Annotated in this window: 17 protein-coding genes; 5 read left to right on the forward strand and 12 right to left on the reverse strand. The window is 63.8% G+C overall.

Annotated features, from left to right (window positions below; all coding sequences use genetic code 11):
- Window positions 1-119: 119 nt before the first annotated feature.
- Together AC0L2U_RS13660 and AC0L2U_RS13665 are read right to left on the reverse strand one after the other, a co-directional pair.
- Window positions 120-497 (reverse strand): hypothetical protein, encoded by a 378-nt coding sequence (locus AC0L2U_RS13660; protein ID WP_127269664.1) that lies wholly within the window; start codon window positions 495-497, stop codon window positions 120-122.
- Window positions 498-596: 99 nt separating this feature from the next.
- Window positions 597-797: a hypothetical protein gene (locus AC0L2U_RS13665; RefSeq protein ID WP_127319283.1), complete on the reverse strand. Its 201-nt coding sequence runs from the start codon at window positions 795-797 to the stop codon at window positions 597-599.
- A 239-nt stretch (window positions 798-1,036) separates the two neighbouring features.
- On the opposite strand from AC0L2U_RS13665, the gene grpE reads away from it, so the two are divergent.
- Window positions 1,037-1,672 carry a nucleotide exchange factor GrpE gene (grpE, locus tag AC0L2U_RS13670; protein ID WP_027161324.1) on the forward strand — a complete coding sequence of 212 codons (636 nt, stop codon included), beginning with the start codon at window positions 1,037-1,039 and terminating at the stop codon, window positions 1,670-1,672.
- A 103-nt stretch (window positions 1,673-1,775) separates the two neighbouring features.
- Window positions 1,776-2,408, forward strand: a complete 633-nt coding sequence (locus tag AC0L2U_RS13675) for a trimeric intracellular cation channel family protein (RefSeq protein ID WP_127319279.1) — start codon at window positions 1,776-1,778, stop codon at window positions 2,406-2,408.
- Between the two features lie 84 nt (window positions 2,409-2,492).
- On the opposite strand, the gene olsB is transcribed toward AC0L2U_RS13675, so the two are convergent.
- From olsB to AC0L2U_RS13705, 6 genes are all read right to left on the reverse strand, one after another.
- A complete protein-coding gene (olsB, locus tag AC0L2U_RS13680; protein ID WP_023812526.1) occupies window positions 2,493-3,368 on the reverse strand; it encodes a l-ornithine N(alpha)-acyltransferase in 876 nt (291 codons plus the stop codon).
- Between the two features lie 180 nt (window positions 3,369-3,548).
- Window positions 3,549-5,840 (reverse strand): hybrid sensor histidine kinase/response regulator, encoded by a 2,292-nt coding sequence (locus AC0L2U_RS13685; RefSeq protein WP_473602036.1) that lies wholly within the window; start codon window positions 5,838-5,840, stop codon window positions 3,549-3,551.
- 138 nt (window positions 5,841-5,978) lie between these two features.
- Entirely contained in the window at window positions 5,979-6,968 is a 990-nt protein-coding gene (gene acuI / locus AC0L2U_RS13690; RefSeq protein WP_128288033.1) for an acrylyl-CoA reductase (NADPH), read from the reverse strand.
- Between the two features lie 57 nt (window positions 6,969-7,025).
- On the reverse strand, window positions 7,026-7,514 hold the full coding sequence (gene lspA / locus AC0L2U_RS13695; RefSeq protein WP_127269341.1) for a signal peptidase II: 489 nt from the start codon (window positions 7,512-7,514) through the stop codon (window positions 7,026-7,028).
- Between the two features lie 13 nt (window positions 7,515-7,527).
- A complete protein-coding gene (locus AC0L2U_RS13700) occupies window positions 7,528-8,385 on the reverse strand; it encodes a TrmH family RNA methyltransferase (RefSeq protein ID WP_013529576.1) in 858 nt (285 codons plus the stop codon).
- Window positions 8,382-9,476, reverse strand: coding sequence for an RsmD family RNA methyltransferase (locus AC0L2U_RS13705; protein WP_292139361.1), 1,095 nt, complete (start codon window positions 9,474-9,476; stop codon window positions 8,382-8,384). Before AC0L2U_RS13705 ends, AC0L2U_RS13700 begins: the two co-directional genes overlap by 4 nt.
- Window positions 9,477-9,611: 135 nt before the next feature.
- On the opposite strand from AC0L2U_RS13705, the gene AC0L2U_RS13710 reads away from it, so the two are divergent.
- The 3 genes from AC0L2U_RS13710 (at window position 9,612) to AC0L2U_RS13720 (ending at window position 11,205) form a co-directional block, all read left to right on the forward strand.
- The gene (locus tag AC0L2U_RS13710) at window positions 9,612-10,304 is read left to right on the forward strand and encodes a helix-turn-helix transcriptional regulator (RefSeq protein WP_473602038.1); all 693 of its coding nucleotides are present in this window, start codon (window positions 9,612-9,614) and stop codon (window positions 10,302-10,304) included.
- 71 nt (window positions 10,305-10,375) lie between these two features.
- Complete coding sequence (locus tag AC0L2U_RS13715) at window positions 10,376-10,771, forward strand: VOC family protein (RefSeq protein WP_127809313.1); 396 nt, start codon at window positions 10,376-10,378, stop codon at window positions 10,769-10,771.
- The gene (locus tag AC0L2U_RS13720) at window positions 10,768-11,205 is read left to right on the forward strand and encodes an EVE domain-containing protein (protein ID WP_127271652.1); all 438 of its coding nucleotides are present in this window, start codon (window positions 10,768-10,770) and stop codon (window positions 11,203-11,205) included. Before AC0L2U_RS13715 ends, AC0L2U_RS13720 begins: the two co-directional genes overlap by 4 nt.
- Here AC0L2U_RS13720 and lhpI read toward each other — a convergent pair.
- From lhpI to sppA, 4 genes are all read right to left on the reverse strand, one after another.
- Entirely contained in the window at window positions 11,202-12,167 is a 966-nt protein-coding gene (lhpI, locus tag AC0L2U_RS13725) for a bifunctional Delta(1)-pyrroline-2-carboxylate/Delta(1)-piperideine-2-carboxylate reductase (RefSeq protein WP_473602039.1), read from the reverse strand. The two genes, AC0L2U_RS13720 and lhpI, sit on opposite strands and share 4 nt — an antisense overlap.
- 37 nt (window positions 12,168-12,204) lie before the next feature.
- Window positions 12,205-12,573, reverse strand: a complete 369-nt coding sequence (locus AC0L2U_RS13730) for a LapA family protein (RefSeq protein WP_127809315.1) — start codon at window positions 12,571-12,573, stop codon at window positions 12,205-12,207.
- Between the two features lie 57 nt (window positions 12,574-12,630).
- A complete protein-coding gene (locus AC0L2U_RS13735; RefSeq protein ID WP_006200394.1) occupies window positions 12,631-12,915 on the reverse strand; it encodes an integration host factor subunit beta in 285 nt (94 codons plus the stop codon).
- Window positions 12,916-12,997: 82 nt separating this feature from the next.
- Window positions 12,998-13,954, reverse strand: coding sequence for a signal peptide peptidase SppA (gene sppA, locus AC0L2U_RS13740; protein WP_127269998.1), 957 nt, complete (start codon window positions 13,952-13,954; stop codon window positions 12,998-13,000).
- Between the last annotated feature and the right edge of the window lie 150 nt (window positions 13,955-14,104).

Consider the following 14,104-nt stretch of genomic DNA (forward strand, 5'->3'; position numbering starts at 1 on the left):
AAGGCAACATCACGCAAAATTACTGTGCGTAATTGTCGCGTGGCTTGGCGATCGAGCCTGCCAACCCGCCAAATCGACCTGCTGATGGCTCTGAGCGTCGGTTTTCCGCTGGTCGATCGCTATTCGCGATCGAGGATAGGGCAGCCGCGCTCGGTGCCAAAAGTCACGCGCACGCGGTCGCCGCCCTGTCTGCCGCGGACCGTGATCTCCCGGCGGCCGACGGACTCTATCCTTGCGCGGCGGATGCCCATTCGGTCTGCCTTGTCGAGAGCCCGGTCTTCCGTGCAGCCTCGTTGACGGCGGTCGCGCCGATCGTCGCGACGGGGGCCTTCGCAATCGTCGTAGGCGGGGTCGCAATCTTCCATGAGCTTCAGCCGCGGGCCATGTTTGCCCAATTGCAGCTGAAGATTGTCTGCTTGTGCCGGAAAGGCCGCCAAGGTGATGGCGCCGAGGCCGACAAACGCTATCAGCGATGAGGTGATCGAAACCTTGCGCATTTACGTCCTCCATTGAACCACAACACATCTATCCTTAGATGGTTCGGCTCTCCCCGGCTATTGCCGATAGGAGGTTTGCTGCCAAGATCGATTGTTGCGTTACGGCCGGCGCCAGCCGATGTCACCGCGCTCCGCCCCATCGAGGCGGTCGAGCAGTTCTCTGAACCGATCGGGGATGTCGGCCTCGGTGCGGAAGGCCGGCAAGGTGCGCAGAAAGCGGGTCACCGCCTCGGCGCCGAACTGGCGCCTGATCTCGATGGCCAGCCCCTCTGCCTTTTCGCCCATGTTGCGGGTCATCATCTCAAAATCCTGTGTCGGCTTCGAAACTCCTGCAGCAAGAGAATGGTTCCCCCATCATGCCTGTATGGCAAGCAAAGCCCGCGGTTAAGGTAAAATTTGAATTAAAGTCGAAATGTCTTGCCTGTCATTGCCCGGCCTTGGCCGGCGGCTTCCATAGTCGCTTACCCCTTGATTTTTGGCCGCCAAACATCGATATCGGGCACAAAATCCACATCATTCGAGATTGACGGGAAACGGCGATGAGCGACCAGGCAAAAGACGAACGCGCGCCCGATGAAGTCGAGGCGACCGAGCCCGCAGCCGAGCGCACGGAAGGCAGCACCGACGGCGACTATGAAGCCCTTGTGCGGCTGCTGAAGGAAAATGAAGAGCTGAAGGACCGCGCGCTGCGCGTGGCGGCGGAGATGGAAAACCTGCGTCGCCGCACGGCGCGCGATGTGCACGATGCGCGCACCTACGCGGTCGCGAATTTCGCCCGCGACATGTTGTCGGTGTCGGACAATCTGCGCCGCGCGCTGGATGCGATTCCCGCCGAGGCCAAGGCATCGGGTGACGCCGGCTTCAAGGCGCTGATCGAAGGCGTCGACCTCACCGAGCGCGCCATGCTGTCGGCGCTGGAACGGCATGGGGTCAAGAAGCTCGCGCCTGAAGGCGAGAAGTTCGATCCCAATTTCCACCAGGCGATGTTCGAAGTGCCCAATCCGGATGTCCCGGCCAACACCGTGGTCCAGGTCGTGCAGCCGGGGTATTCGATCGGCGACCGCGTGCTGCGCCCGGCCATGGTCGGCGTCGCCAAGGGTGGTCCGAAGTTCGCCGCCGCTGAAGCACCGGTTGAGCCGGGGCCGGTGAACGAGCAGGCTGAGAAGGATGCGTAGTTAGGGCAGTAAGGGAGTAAGGGAGTAAGGGAGCGTACCAACGGTGCGGCTTTGTGATAAACATACTCTCCTATTCTCCTCTTCCCTTACTCCCCTGGTCTGCATGAATGCCATCGCGCTTCTCGACTATGCCGGTGTCGCCGTCTTCGCGGCGACCGGGGCGCTGGCGGCTTCGCGTAAGCAGCTCGACATCATCGGCTTCCTGTTCCTGGCCAGCGTCACCGGGATAGGCGGTGGCACGCTTCGCGACGTTATCCTCAACCTGCCGGTTTTCTGGGTCGCCAACTCCGGCTATGTGCTGGTCTGCGCCGCGGTTGCGGTGCTGGTCTTCTTCAGCGCGCATCGTGTCGAATCGCGCTGGAAGTGGCTGCTCTGGCTCGACGCCATCGGGCTCGCCGCCTTTTCGGTGATGGGCGCGGCCAAGGGGCTTGCGATTACCGGCTCGCCGGTCGTGTCCGTCATCACCGGCGTGCTCACCGCCACTTTCGGCGGCATTTTGCGCGATCTCCTGGCCGGCGAGCCATCGGTGCTGCTCAGGCCCGAAATCTACGTCACGGCGGCCCTTGCAGGTGCCGGGCTTTACACGCTTGGCGATCTTGCCGGACTGCCGCCGCTCGCCTCGAACCTTGCCGGCTTTGCGGCGGCGTTCCTCGTGCGCGGTGGTGCGCTCAAATTCGGCTGGTCGTTTCCGTCCTACAAGAGCCGACCCGGCAGGCGGCCGGAGGATATTTTGTGAAAGGAAGCGAATAGCGAATAGCGAGTAGCGAATAGGGGTTGAGCGAGATAGCTCCCGCTATTCGCTATTCGCTATTCGCCAGCGTCACGCAGCGAAGCGCTGGGCTTCGCCGCCATAATAGTTGACGTAGCGTGCGCCGATCTCCTTGACCGGCATCACGACGAATACATCGACCGTCGAGAATTCGCGATCGATGACGCAACCATCGCCGATACGGGCACCGACGCGCAGATAGCCCTTGACCAAAGGCGGCATCGCGGCGATCGCCGCCTTGGCATTGACGGCCTCGATCGGCATCAGATCCATCGAGCAATAGCGCCCGGACACCGCGCGCACGTCCCAGGCCGAATTCGTCCGGCAGTGGTGGGCGAGATAGGTGAGCGCTTCGGCATGCGCCGCCGGCACGGTGCCGTGAAAGGACGCGCAGCCGGTCATCACACCGATTTCGTAATGATTGATGTAAGCCCAGATGCCTTGCCACAACGCCTCGATGGTGCGCTTCGAGCGGTATTCCGGCAAAACGCAGGAGCGGCCGAGTTCAAGGAAACGCTGGCCGGGGTGGCGGGCGATGAGCTTGGTCAGCTCGAATTCACCTTCGGAATAGAAGCCACCGGCCGTGGCCGCGATTTCTTGCCGCAGCAGCCGATATGTGCCGACGATGCGGCGATGTTCGGGACCGGAAAGCGTGGTGTCCAAAACCAGCAGATGGTCGCAGAGCGGATCGAACCGATCGGCGTCCCGGCGGTCATGGGCCTGGAACAGGTCCTTCCTGGCGCCAAGTTCGTCGTAGAACACCCGGTAGCGCACTTCCTGCGCGGCCGCGATCTCGGCCTCGTTGCGAGCGAGCCGCACTTCAAGATTGCCTATACGGCCCAGCGCAGCGCCCTTTATGACGGAATCGACGTTACGTCCGGCAAGCAAGGCGCTGCTGGCGTTCGGCCGAGTGTCACATTCCGGCATAACTGTATGCACGAGTGATTCTCCTTCGAGCCATCCCTCTTGGCACGGGGATACGGTGTAGGTGCAACAGGATTGTGACAGTACCGTGATACGACGTCATGGGCAATACTTCGTCGGCTGGCGAATACGATCAACCGGCTACGTTTAAGTGATCGCCTGTGCCGAATGGCGGTGGAAAGCTCAGGCCGCGACGACCTGCCCCTCGACGGCATTGACCAGCGCTTCGGGGTCGAGCGGTTTGGTGACAAAGCCGCTGGCGCCATGGGCCAACACCGCATGACGGGTCTTTTCCTGGCTGTCGGCCGACAGCACCATGATCGGCACCGGCCGCACGGCACTTTCTTCCTCATGGCGGCGGATGGCGGCGATCGCGTCCAGCCCGTCCATGACCGGCATGTGCAGATCCATCAAGACCACGTCGAAGCGGTCCTTGTGCGCGGCGCCGGTGACAGCCTCGACGGCGGCCTTGCCGTTGCCGACCACCTTGACGCGATGCCCGGCCTTCAGCAGCGTGGCGCGGGCCAGCATGGCGTTGATGTCATTGTCCTCGGCGATCAGCACTGACAGGCCGCGCTGGCGGTTGCCGACGGCCCGCAGCGACGGTGCGCCGCGCTTTTCCGGCGGCGGCGGGCCGAGGCTCGGAGCATGGCTGCTCAGCAGAACACGCAGAAGTGTTCCGCCACGCACCGGCCTGGCCAGGAAGGTTGCGTAGCCGCTGGCACGGAACTCGCCAAGCATGCCGCGATCGGTCGGCGCGATCAGCGTGATCGCCTCACAGTCGGAGAAACCGCTCTGGCGCAGGCGCTTGAGCAGCCTTCCGTCGCCTTCTTCCATCGCTGCATCGACCAGGATCGCATCGCAGCCGGCGGCGAAAGGCGCGGCCTGTGCTGCAGTGGTGGCGATGTCGACCGCTCCGCCATTGGCGCGGATGGTGCGGGCGATGGCGTCGGCCTCGACGGCGTTCTTCGACAGGATCACCGCGCGTCTGCCCGAGAGAGCATTCTGGTGGCCCTGCGGCGCTTCGGTGGCAGCTGTCGCAGGGATTTCGAAGACGAATTCGGATCCCTGGCCGAGCCGGCTGGATACCGAGATCGTGCCGCCCATGGCGGCCACCAGGCGCCTGGAGATGGCAAGGCCGAGGCCGGCCCCGCCATGGGTGCGTGTCGACGTGCCGTCGGCCTGCTCGAATTCCTCGAAAATGCGCTCCAGGTCGGCGTCACGCAGGCCCGGACCGGTATCGGCGATGGTGAAGCATATGCGGTCGCTGGTTTCGGTGCGTGCGCGTGCTATGCTCACCAGCACGCCGCCGCTGTCGGTGAACTTGATGGCGTTGCCGATGAGGTTGAGAAGCACCTGCCTGACCTTGCCCGGATCGGCGGTGATCAATTGCGGCACGTCGGGTTCGACATGGCAACCCAGTCCGATATCCTTGGCGAAGGCGCGCGCTGCCAGCAATTCGATGATGTTGTCGGCGATCTCGCGCACCGACATCGGCTGCGGCTCGGGGTCGAAACGCCCGGCTTCGATCTTGGAATAGTCGAGAAGATCCTCGATCAAGGCAAGCAATGCGCTGGCCGAGGTCGAGACGGCGCCGACATAGGTCTGCTGCTCCGGCGACAGGCTGGTGTCGGCGAGCAACCTGGCCATGCCCATGATGCCGTTCATCGGGGTGCGGATTTCATGGCTGACGGTGGCGAGGAAGCGCGATTTGGCCTGGCTGGCATATTCGGCCCGTTCGCGTGCGGTGATCAGCGACGATTCGGCGCGTTTGCGGGCGGTGATGTCGCGGGCGATGGCGCGGTGTGAAACGGCGCCGCTGTCCTTGTCGCGCACCGACAGTTCGATCCAAGAGAACCAGCGCTGCCCGCTCGGCGTGCTGATGGAGACATCGGTGGAACTCAGACACTCATGGTCGGAAAAGGCGGCATCGGGAACCATGCCGACCTCGATGCCCAGTTCTGCCAGGGTCTTGCCGGCAAGGTCGCGCTGGTCGACCTCGACGAGATCGGCGAAGACCTTGTTGGCATAGACGATGTAGCCGTCGCGGTCGCGATGGATGACGAGATCGCCAAGCGCGTCGATCAGGCCGCGAAAGCGCTCGTCGCTCTCCTGCATCTCCCACATGCGGTCGGCCAGCGTCTCGATCTCGGCGCGGCTGCGGGCAGTGGTTTCGTCAAGAAGGGCGGAGGTGCGATGTTCGCTCCGCCTGGCGCGCAGATGCAAGGCAAGGCCGGCAAGGCCGGTTGCCAGCAATGCTACGCTGATGAAGATCGGTGCCCCGGTCAGATGCGCCAGCCCGGCCACCAACACGATGGCGACGAATGTCAGAAAGGGCAGGCTTTCGCGCCTGGAGAATTCCGGCTCGGGCACCAGCGGCGGCGCGGCGACAAAGCGCCGCGTCGACGCCGGCGGGGGCACCGCATCGACGTCGTCGCCAGTGTCCGCCTGTTGGCTGCCGGATTCCGCGATCATGCGAAATCCTTGCCAGACAGAGATTATGGAAAATTGCGGCGGATCGTTCGAATTTTAGCGGATGAGCGCTTTTTGCCGAGGCGCGGCGGGTTTGCCACCAGATCTGGCGATTCCATCCCTTCCGGCAGTTGGGCGGAGTCACATATCCACGACGACGCGGCCGCGGATCTTGCCGTCGACGATGTCGCGCGCGGCATCGACGATGCCGTCGAATCCGATGGTGCTGGACAGGCTGGTGAGCTTCCGCAGATCGAGGTCGGTGCCGATGCGGCGCCATGCCTCGAGGCGGACTGCTTTCGGCGCCATCACTGAATCGATGCCGAGCAATGAGACGCCGCGCAGGATGAAGGGCGCGACGCTGGTCGGCAGGTCCATGCCGCCGGCCAGGCCGCAGGCGGCGACCGCACCGCCATAGGAGGTCATCGACAGCACATTGGCCAGCGTGTGGCTACCGACTGCGTCGATGCCGCCGGCCCAGCGCTCCTTGGCCAGCGGCTTGGCCGGCTGGGCAAGCTCGTCGCGCGATATCACTTCGGCGGCGCCAAGGTCGATCAGAAAGGGGCTTTCGGCATTGCGGCCGGTGGAAGCAATGACATGGTAGCCGAGGCTGGACAGGATCGAGACCGCTACCGAGCCGACGCCGCCGGCCGCCCCCGTCACCACCACCGGGCCGCGATCGGGCAGGATGCCGTGCCGTTCCAGGGCCATGACGCAGAGCATGGCGGTGTAGCCTGCGGTGCCGACGGCCATCGCGTCATGCGGGCTGATGCCTTGCGGCAGCGGCACCAGCCAGTCGCCCTTGACGCGGGCACGGCCTGCATAGGCGCCGAAATGGGTTTCGCCGACGCCCCAGCCGTTCAGAATGACCTTGTCTCCGGTGCGCCAGTCGGGATGCGAGGACGAGACGACGGTGCCGGCGAAATCGATGCCCGGCACCAGCGGCCAGTGGCGGATCACCGGCGCCTTGCCCGTGATCGCCAGGCCATCCTTGTAGTTCACCGTCGTTGCCTCGATCGCGACGGTGACATCGCCTTCCATCAGGTCGGCCTCGGTGAGATCGGTTACGTTGACCGACTGCTTTTTCTCGGCGTCACGCGAAACGAGGATGGCTTTGAAGGTTTCGGACATGTCTTTCTCCGAGATCTTGTTTGGCGACATGAACTGTGCGGCGATGGCCGCACGGGGTCAATCCTTGGAAGGCCTGGCTTTGGGTTCGCGTCCCCAGCCGAACAGCTCGTCGAAGACGACCAGTGCCGCGCCCACCGAAATGAAGGCGTCGGCAAGGTTGAAGACGGCGAAGGACCACACCGGCGTGTGGAACAGGATGTAGTCGATGACGTGGCCGTAGACGGCGCGGTCGATCAGATTGCCCAGAGCGCCACCGACGATCAGCGCAAAGCCGGTGCGGGCAAGGATCTGGGACGGCGCGATCCGCGTCGCCAGAAACAGCACGAAGGCAACGACGACAAGCGAGATGACGATCAACCCGGTGTCGCCGAAGGACGAGAACATCGAGAAGGCGATGCCGGTGTTGTAGGTGCGGAACAGCGCCAGGAAGGGCAGCAGATCAACCTTCTCCTGAAAAGGCAGATCGGCCTCGACCAGGTATTTTATCCACTGGTCGAGCGCGATGGCCGCGACGACGAGCAGTGCGTAGGGAGACCATGATCTCACGGGCGGGCAACCTTCATTGCTGGTCCAGGATTGGCTCGAGCTTGAGCGCGCCGCGCCGAATCTCGAACAGCATGATGCCGGTGGCAACGGCCAGATTGAGCGAATCGGCACGACCGGCTTGCGGAATCCTGAGCAGCCTGTCGCAGCTCGCAGCCAGGCTTTCGGGCAGTCCCTGCTGCTCGTTGCCCATCATCAGCAGCACGGGCCCGCGTGAAAAATCGACCGAGCGGTAGTCGACGGCGCCTTTCAGGTGGGTGCCAGCGACGAGCCCTGAGAAGCCGCCTCGCCAGGCAAGGAAAGCCTCGGTTGTCGCCTTGGCCACCGGCACGGCAAAGATCGAACCCATGGTGGCGCGCACCGTTTCCACGGAGAACGGATCAGTGGTATCGCCGACCAGGATGACGCCTTTGGCGCCGACGGCATCGACGGTGCGGATGACGGTGCCGAGATTGCCGGGATCGCGCACCCGGTCGAGCGCCACCCAGACGTCGCCATTGTCGGCGCGGACATCCTTCAAGGCGAGGAATTTTTGGGAAAAGACGCCCACCACCATTTGGGGATTGTCGCGACGGGTGATGGCCACCAGCACCTTTTCCGACACTTCGAGCACCATGCCGCCGGCGGCAACCGTGCGTGCGGCCACCTTCTCCACCGCCGCGTTGCCACGCCCGGCCTTGGCGAAAACCAATGTCCTGATCTGCCAGCCGAGATCGAGCGCATCGATAACCAGCTTCAACCCTTCGGCCATGAAGGCGTTCTGCTGGTCGCGGAATTTCTTCTGAGCGAGCGCCTTGATGTCCTTGACCAGCGGATTGGCGAGGCTGGTGACCTCCTTCACCTGGCCAGGTGCGCCTGCATGCCGCTCGTTCATTCAGCCACCCAACGCGAAAACAATGAAGTCGAGAGCGCCCGGCCGGCGGACTTTTCACGGATGATCAGCTCACCCGATTCAATCTTGCCGCCCATGCCGGCAAAGGTATCGCGCATCAGGGCGTGGATGGCGAAGAAGGAGGCGCGGATCGAATAGGCGGTCAGCACCACGGCAAGCGGCTTCGGCGTCAGGATCGCCCGGCAGAGATCGGTCAAATCGGGCAGGTCCTCGAACAATTGCCAGACCTCGCCCTTGGGGCCACGGCCATAGGCCGGCGGGTCGAACAGGATGATGTCGTAGCGGCTGCCGCGGCGCTCCTCGCGCTCGGCGAATTTGACCGCGTCGTCGACGATCCAGCGGATCGGCTTGCTGCCGAGGCCGGCCATCTCCTGGTTTTCACGGGCCCAGCCGATCGCTTTCTTCGAGGCATCGACATGGGTGACCTCGGCGCCGGCGCGAGCCGCCACCAATGAGGCGAGACCGGTATAGCCGAACAGGTTCAGCACCTTGACCGGCCGCTTCGCCGCCGCGATCAGCCCGGCCATGTGATCCCAATGGGAGGCCTGCTCGGGAAAGACGCCGACATGACGAAACGAGGTGAAACGGCCGAGATAGTCGATGCCGTCATGCTTCATCGGCCAGGTCTCGCCGAGCGGCAGCTTGGGAAAACGCCAGCGGCCGATACCCTCCTCGTCCGTGTCGCCGGTGAAGACGGCGTCGGCGCGCTCCCATTCCTTTGTCGGCAAGGCCTTTTGCCAGATCGCCTGGCCCTCGGGCCGCACGATACGGTAGGGGCCATATTGTTCGAGCTTTTGGCCGGTGCCGCTGTCGAGCAGCGCATAATCGGCATTGGGCGCCACTTCCAGGATCACGGGAAGATGTTCGGTGGGCAGGGCGCCTTCGCGGCGGGCCAGGATGCGCGGGGCCGAGTTCGGTTCGGAACGACTTTCCGTCTTCGACTCATGGCGCTCGCGCGGTGGTGCTTCCGGTCTGGCAGGAGCCTGGCCGGGACGCGGACGTGACACGTCCGCCGCACCCTTCGCGGATGGATGTGGACGGTTGTCGCGGCGTTTGTCGCGAAAAGACTTCAAGCGGGGGCAACTCCGAACGGCGTGGCCGCTTTTGACATAGGGCAACCGGCTTCGCAACCAACTCCGACAGGTCGGCCTCTCCGGTTCAGGTTGGCCGTGGTGGACCAATGTCAAGGAAACAGGCAAATCTAGCGGATGTCCCGCTCCGAACGCCTACTCGACCTCATACAGTGCTTGCGCCGGCATCGCCGGCCGGTGAGCGGGCACATGCTCGCCGACGAGATGGGCGTTTCGATCCGCACGCTCTACCGCGATATCGCGACGCTGCAGGGCCAGGGCGCGCCGATCGAGGGCGAGGCGGGTGTCGGTTATGTGCTCAAGCCCGGCTTCATGCTGCCGCCGCTGATGTTCAGCGACCAGGAGATCGAAGCCATCGTGCTCGGCTCGCGCTGGGTCGCCAAGCAGCCCGACCAGCGTCTCTCTGCCGCCGCGGCCAACGCGTTGGCCAAGATCGCGGCGGTCCTGCCGGACGATCTGCGCGAGGATCTCGACGCGAGCACACTGCTGGTCGGCCCTCCCGCCACGGCCATCGAGACCATCGACCTTGGCCTCGTACGGCAAGCCATCCGCAACGAGCGCAAGCTCGGCTTTCTTTACCGCGCCCCCGGCGGCGCTGCGTCCGAGCGTGTCGTGTGGCCATTTGCGCTGGGCTTCTTCGACAAGGTGCGGGTGGTGGTGGCGTGGTGCGAGATGCGGCACGATTTCCGGCATTTTCGCGCCGATCGCATCGCCGAACTCCAAGCAACGGACACGCGCTATCCGCGTCGTCGCCAGGCGCTGCTCAAGGAATGGCGGGCAACGCTCGACAAGCCGCGTGGTTCGAGATGACTGCTGCCATAATCTGACAGTAGCCCATCTTATGGTCGCCAAGTCGAAGCACCGAACCTTGGAGAGCAGATATGGCCATCCCGAATTTCGTCATCCTCTATGTCGACCAGCCGCTTGAGAGCGGCGCCTTCTACAGCGCGCTGCTCGGCCGTGAGCCGGTTGAAAGTTCGCCGACCTTCGTGCTGTTCGTGCTCGATGCCGGCTTCAAGTTCGGCCTGTGGTCGCGCCATACGGTGGAGCCGGCAGCCGCCATGTCAGGCGGTGGCGCCGAAATCGTCTTTGCGCTGGATACGCCCGATGCGGTCGATGCCACCCATGCCGACTGGTCCGGGCGCGGGCTGACAATTCTGCAGACGCCAACCGACATGGATTTCGGCCGTACTTTTGTCGCGCTCGATCCCGACAATCATCGCCTGCGCGTCTATTGGCTGTCCGATGGCGAACAGGCCAATGGTGACCAGAAATGAGCGCGTACTGGATCGCGGTGGCATCGGCCGAACATGTCCGGCGGGGTCGCGCAGCCGGCTTCATGCAGGTCAACCACGGCAAGGCGGCACCGCTGCGTCGCGTCAAGCCAGGCGATGGCATCGTCTACTACTCGCCGAACACTGTTTTGGGCGAGAAAGATGGCCTGCGGGCCTTCACCGCGATCGGCATCGTGCGGGAAGGCGAGCCCTATCAGGGCGATATGGGCGCCGGCTTCACGCCCTTCCGCCGCGATGTGGCGTGGGCCAAGGCCGAGGAAGCGCCGATCAAGCCGCTGCTCGACAGGCTGGACTTCACCATGGCCAAGTCGAACTGGGGTTATCAGCTTCGCTTTGGCCTTTTCGAAATCGGGGATCACGATTTTCGTGTGATCGCCGACGCGATGAGCGCCAAAATGGCTGTACCGGCGAACTAGGCCGTGAGCGCCTTGTAGACGGCAATGCCGGCGGCAAGATCCTCGAGCGCCGCGCCGACCGACTTGAACAGCGTGATCTCCCCAGCGCTCCCGCGACCCTTCTTCTGGCCGCGCGCTAATTCGTGCAGATCGGCGACGATGGTTTCCGGCTTCAGCACGCCGGAGGCCAGCGGTTGGACGATGTCGCCGGCTTCCTTGGTGGCGCCGGCGCGGGTGTCGACATAGACGCGGGCAAGCCTGATCGCGTCGTCGTCGCTCTCGCGCATCGTCGGCGTAAAGCCTCCGACCAGGTCGACATGGGTTCCCGGCCGCAACAATGCGCCCTTGATCAGCGGCGTCGTCGTGATCGTCGCCGAGGAGACGATGTCGGCCTGCCCAAGCTCGGCATCGAGATCGCTCGCCGCGCTGGCTGCAAAACCCTCGGCGCGCAGGTCGGCGGCGACTTTCTCGGCATTGGCCGGGGTGCGGTTCCAGATGCGGATGGTCTTGATCGGCCGTACGGCCGAGTGCGCCTTGGCGAGGAAGGGCGACAGCGCGCCGGCGCCGACCACCAGCAGCCGCGAGGCATCGTCGCGGGCGAGATAGGAGGCCGCGAGCGCCGAAGCGCAGGCGGTCCGCCACTGTGTCAGCCGCTGGCCGTCGATCAAGGCTTCAGGTTCGCCGGTGGCGCCGTTAAGCAGAAGGTAGAGTCCCATCACCGCCGGCTTGCCGATGGCGTTGTTGTCGGGGGACACGGTGACGATCTTGACGCCGACGTGACCGCCGGTCGATGTGCCCGCCGCGTTGAGATCGGTCCAGGCCGGCATCAAAAGCAGTGTGGAGGCGGCACCATCTGGCCGCTCGATCGTATGATGATGCCTGACCGGCTGCACCGCACCGTCGCGAAACGCCGTGCGCAGCGTCTCGACCAGCCCGGCAAAGCTCAGCGCATGGTCGACCTCTGCGGCCGAAATGGTCAGCATGAAAAACTCCATGGGGACAAAACCGCCGACGGGCGGCTCAAGCGGTCGGCTTCGGCAATGCGGACCCTTGGGCGGACCCTTGGGCGGAGCCTGGGGCCTGGCTTTGCGGTACCGCCGGCGCACGGCTGACCGCCTGGCGCAGGTTCTCGGCTTCGACGCCGCGCTGGCGCGCCAGCTTGCGATAGCGGCCCTGCTTGACCCAGGTTGCCAGGCTGCCGATGATCATGCCGATGGCGAGTGCCAGGAACAGGAAGATGAACAGCGGCAAAGTCAGGGTCAGCTTCGGATTGCCGGGGTTGAACGGATCGAGCGTGAAGGCGACCAGTTCGCGGTTGGCAACGGCGAGTGCGATCAGGATGATCGCCAGGGGCACGAAGATCGCGATGAGCATGAAGCGATTGAACATGATGTTTTCCGTCGGAAGCTGGCCTGTCCGAAAGGCCGTCAGGCGCTGACGTCGCGCCTACTTGCCGCCGTTCAGCCTTTCACGCAGTTCCTTGCCGGTCTTGAAGAACGGCACCCATTTCTCCTCGACCTCGACGGATTCGCCGGTGCGCGGATTGCGACCGGTGCGGGCGGGACGATTCTTCACCGAAAAAGCGCCGAAGCCTCGCAACTCGACCCGGTTGCCTTCGGCAAGGGCGTCGGTGATTTCATCGAAGATGGCGCCGACGATGTTTTCGACGTCGCGCAGGAAAAGATGCGGATTGCGCGTGGCAATAATCTGCACAAGTTCGGACTTGATCATGAGACGGGTCCCCGTGAAAGCAGTGCGGTCAAAATTATGAGGATGATTTTATTTGCTTTTTTCACTTGCCCCAAACGGCGTCTCAAGGGTGCCAGACGGAAACGAGACCGTCAAGAAACAAGCGGTCGGCTCCGAGTTCATGGATGACGTCGCCGCTGTAGGCGGGCAGGCCGAGCGCACTGCCGATGGTTTGCGCCATCGCTTTCGAGAACAGGAAGCCGCCGCGCTGTTCGGTATCCTTCCACTCGACGACCTTGAGCTTGGCATCGACGCCCTTGGTCGCCAGCCAGTCGACCGCTACCGCCTCGCCGCCGACGGCGTCGATCAGCCCGTTGGCAACGCCCTGGCGCCCGGTGAATATCGAGCCGTCGGCAAGCGCCAGCGCTTGTTCGCGGGTCATCTTGCGGCGTTCGGCGACGATGTCGACGAACCAGTTATAACTGTCGAGGATGAGTTTGCGAACCATGGCACGCTCGTCGTCATTGGTCGGCTTGAAGGGAGAGGGTGCGGCTTTCAGCGGCGAGGATTTCACCTCCTCCAGCTTGACGCCGAGTTTGTCCATCAGGCCGCTGACGTCGGGATACTGGATCAGCACGCCGATCGAGCCGACGATCGAGGTCTTGCGGGCAACGATGTGATCGGCGGCACTGGCGATCATATAGCCGGCCGATGCGGCGAGCGTGCCGACTTCCGCCACCACCGGCTTGTCGGCGGCCAGCTTGCGCACTTCTTCATAGATCGATTCACCACCGACGGTGGTGCCGCCAGGCGAATCGATCGACAGGATCACGCCTTTCACCTTCGATGAAAGACGGATGGTTTCCAGCCGCTTGATCAGTTCCTCGTCCTCGGTGATCGTGCCTTCGATCTTGACCTTGGCAATATGGTCGACCGTCGAGCCACCGAAATCGTCGCCATAGAACCAGGTTGAAAGCGCAATCACCCCAAGGGCTACGATGCCTATGGCGACGACGCGCCAGAATGTCAGCTTGCGCCGCAAACGGCGGCGGTCGATCAGGTCGTCGGCTCTCAGTGCCATGGTCAGCCTTTCAGTCGGCGGGAGGAGACGCTTTTAGACCATGATCCGCCCATCTGGAAGCAGTTCTCTTTTGCGTATGGCGAGACAAGTCAGCACCTGGACGTGAGGTGGCCATCTCCGTCGACAGTCGACCGGCCCGGGCTGGGCGCT

The sequence above is a fragment of the Mesorhizobium sp. WSM4808 genome (assembly GCF_055811675.1).

What these genes read in the sequence shown, in the direction of transcription:
- olsB (WP_023812526.1), bottom strand. Translation starts at nt 3,368, where the DNA reads ATGCCGGAATGTGACACTCGGCCGAACGCCAGCAGCGCCTTGCTTGCC.
- acuI (WP_128288033.1), bottom strand. Translation starts at nt 6,968, where the DNA reads ATGTCCGAAACCTTCAAAGCCATCCTCGTTTCGCGTGACGCCGAGAAA.
- grpE (WP_027161324.1), top strand. Translation starts at nt 1,037, where the DNA reads ATGAGCGACCAGGCAAAAGACGAACGCGCGCCCGATGAAGTCGAGGCG.
- AC0L2U_RS13665 (WP_127319283.1), bottom strand. Translation starts at nt 797, where the DNA reads ATGATGACCCGCAACATGGGCGAAAAGGCAGAGGGGCTGGCCATCGAG.
- sppA (WP_127269998.1), bottom strand. Translation starts at nt 13,954, where the DNA reads ATGGCACTGAGAGCCGACGACCTGATCGACCGCCGCCGTTTGCGGCGC.
- AC0L2U_RS13715 (WP_127809313.1), top strand. Translation starts at nt 10,376, where the DNA reads ATGGCCATCCCGAATTTCGTCATCCTCTATGTCGACCAGCCGCTTGAG.
- AC0L2U_RS13710 (WP_473602038.1), top strand. Translation starts at nt 9,612, where the DNA reads ATGTCCCGCTCCGAACGCCTACTCGACCTCATACAGTGCTTGCGCCGG.
- AC0L2U_RS13730 (WP_127809315.1), bottom strand. Translation starts at nt 12,573, where the DNA reads ATGTTCAATCGCTTCATGCTCATCGCGATCTTCGTGCCCCTGGCGATC.
- AC0L2U_RS13685 (WP_473602036.1), bottom strand. Translation starts at nt 5,840, where the DNA reads ATGATCGCGGAATCCGGCAGCCAACAGGCGGACACTGGCGACGACGTC.
- AC0L2U_RS13735 (WP_006200394.1), bottom strand. Translation starts at nt 12,915, where the DNA reads ATGATCAAGTCCGAACTTGTGCAGATTATTGCCACGCGCAATCCGCAT.
- AC0L2U_RS13660 (WP_127269664.1), bottom strand. Translation starts at nt 497, where the DNA reads ATGCGCAAGGTTTCGATCACCTCATCGCTGATAGCGTTTGTCGGCCTC.
- AC0L2U_RS13675 (WP_127319279.1), top strand. Translation starts at nt 1,776, where the DNA reads ATGAATGCCATCGCGCTTCTCGACTATGCCGGTGTCGCCGTCTTCGCG.
- AC0L2U_RS13700 (WP_013529576.1), bottom strand. Translation starts at nt 8,385, where the DNA reads ATGAACGAGCGGCATGCAGGCGCACCTGGCCAGGTGAAGGAGGTCACC.
- lhpI (WP_473602039.1), bottom strand. Translation starts at nt 12,167, where the DNA reads ATGCTGACCATTTCGGCCGCAGAGGTCGACCATGCGCTGAGCTTTGCC.
- AC0L2U_RS13720 (WP_127271652.1), top strand. Translation starts at nt 10,768, where the DNA reads ATGAGCGCGTACTGGATCGCGGTGGCATCGGCCGAACATGTCCGGCGG.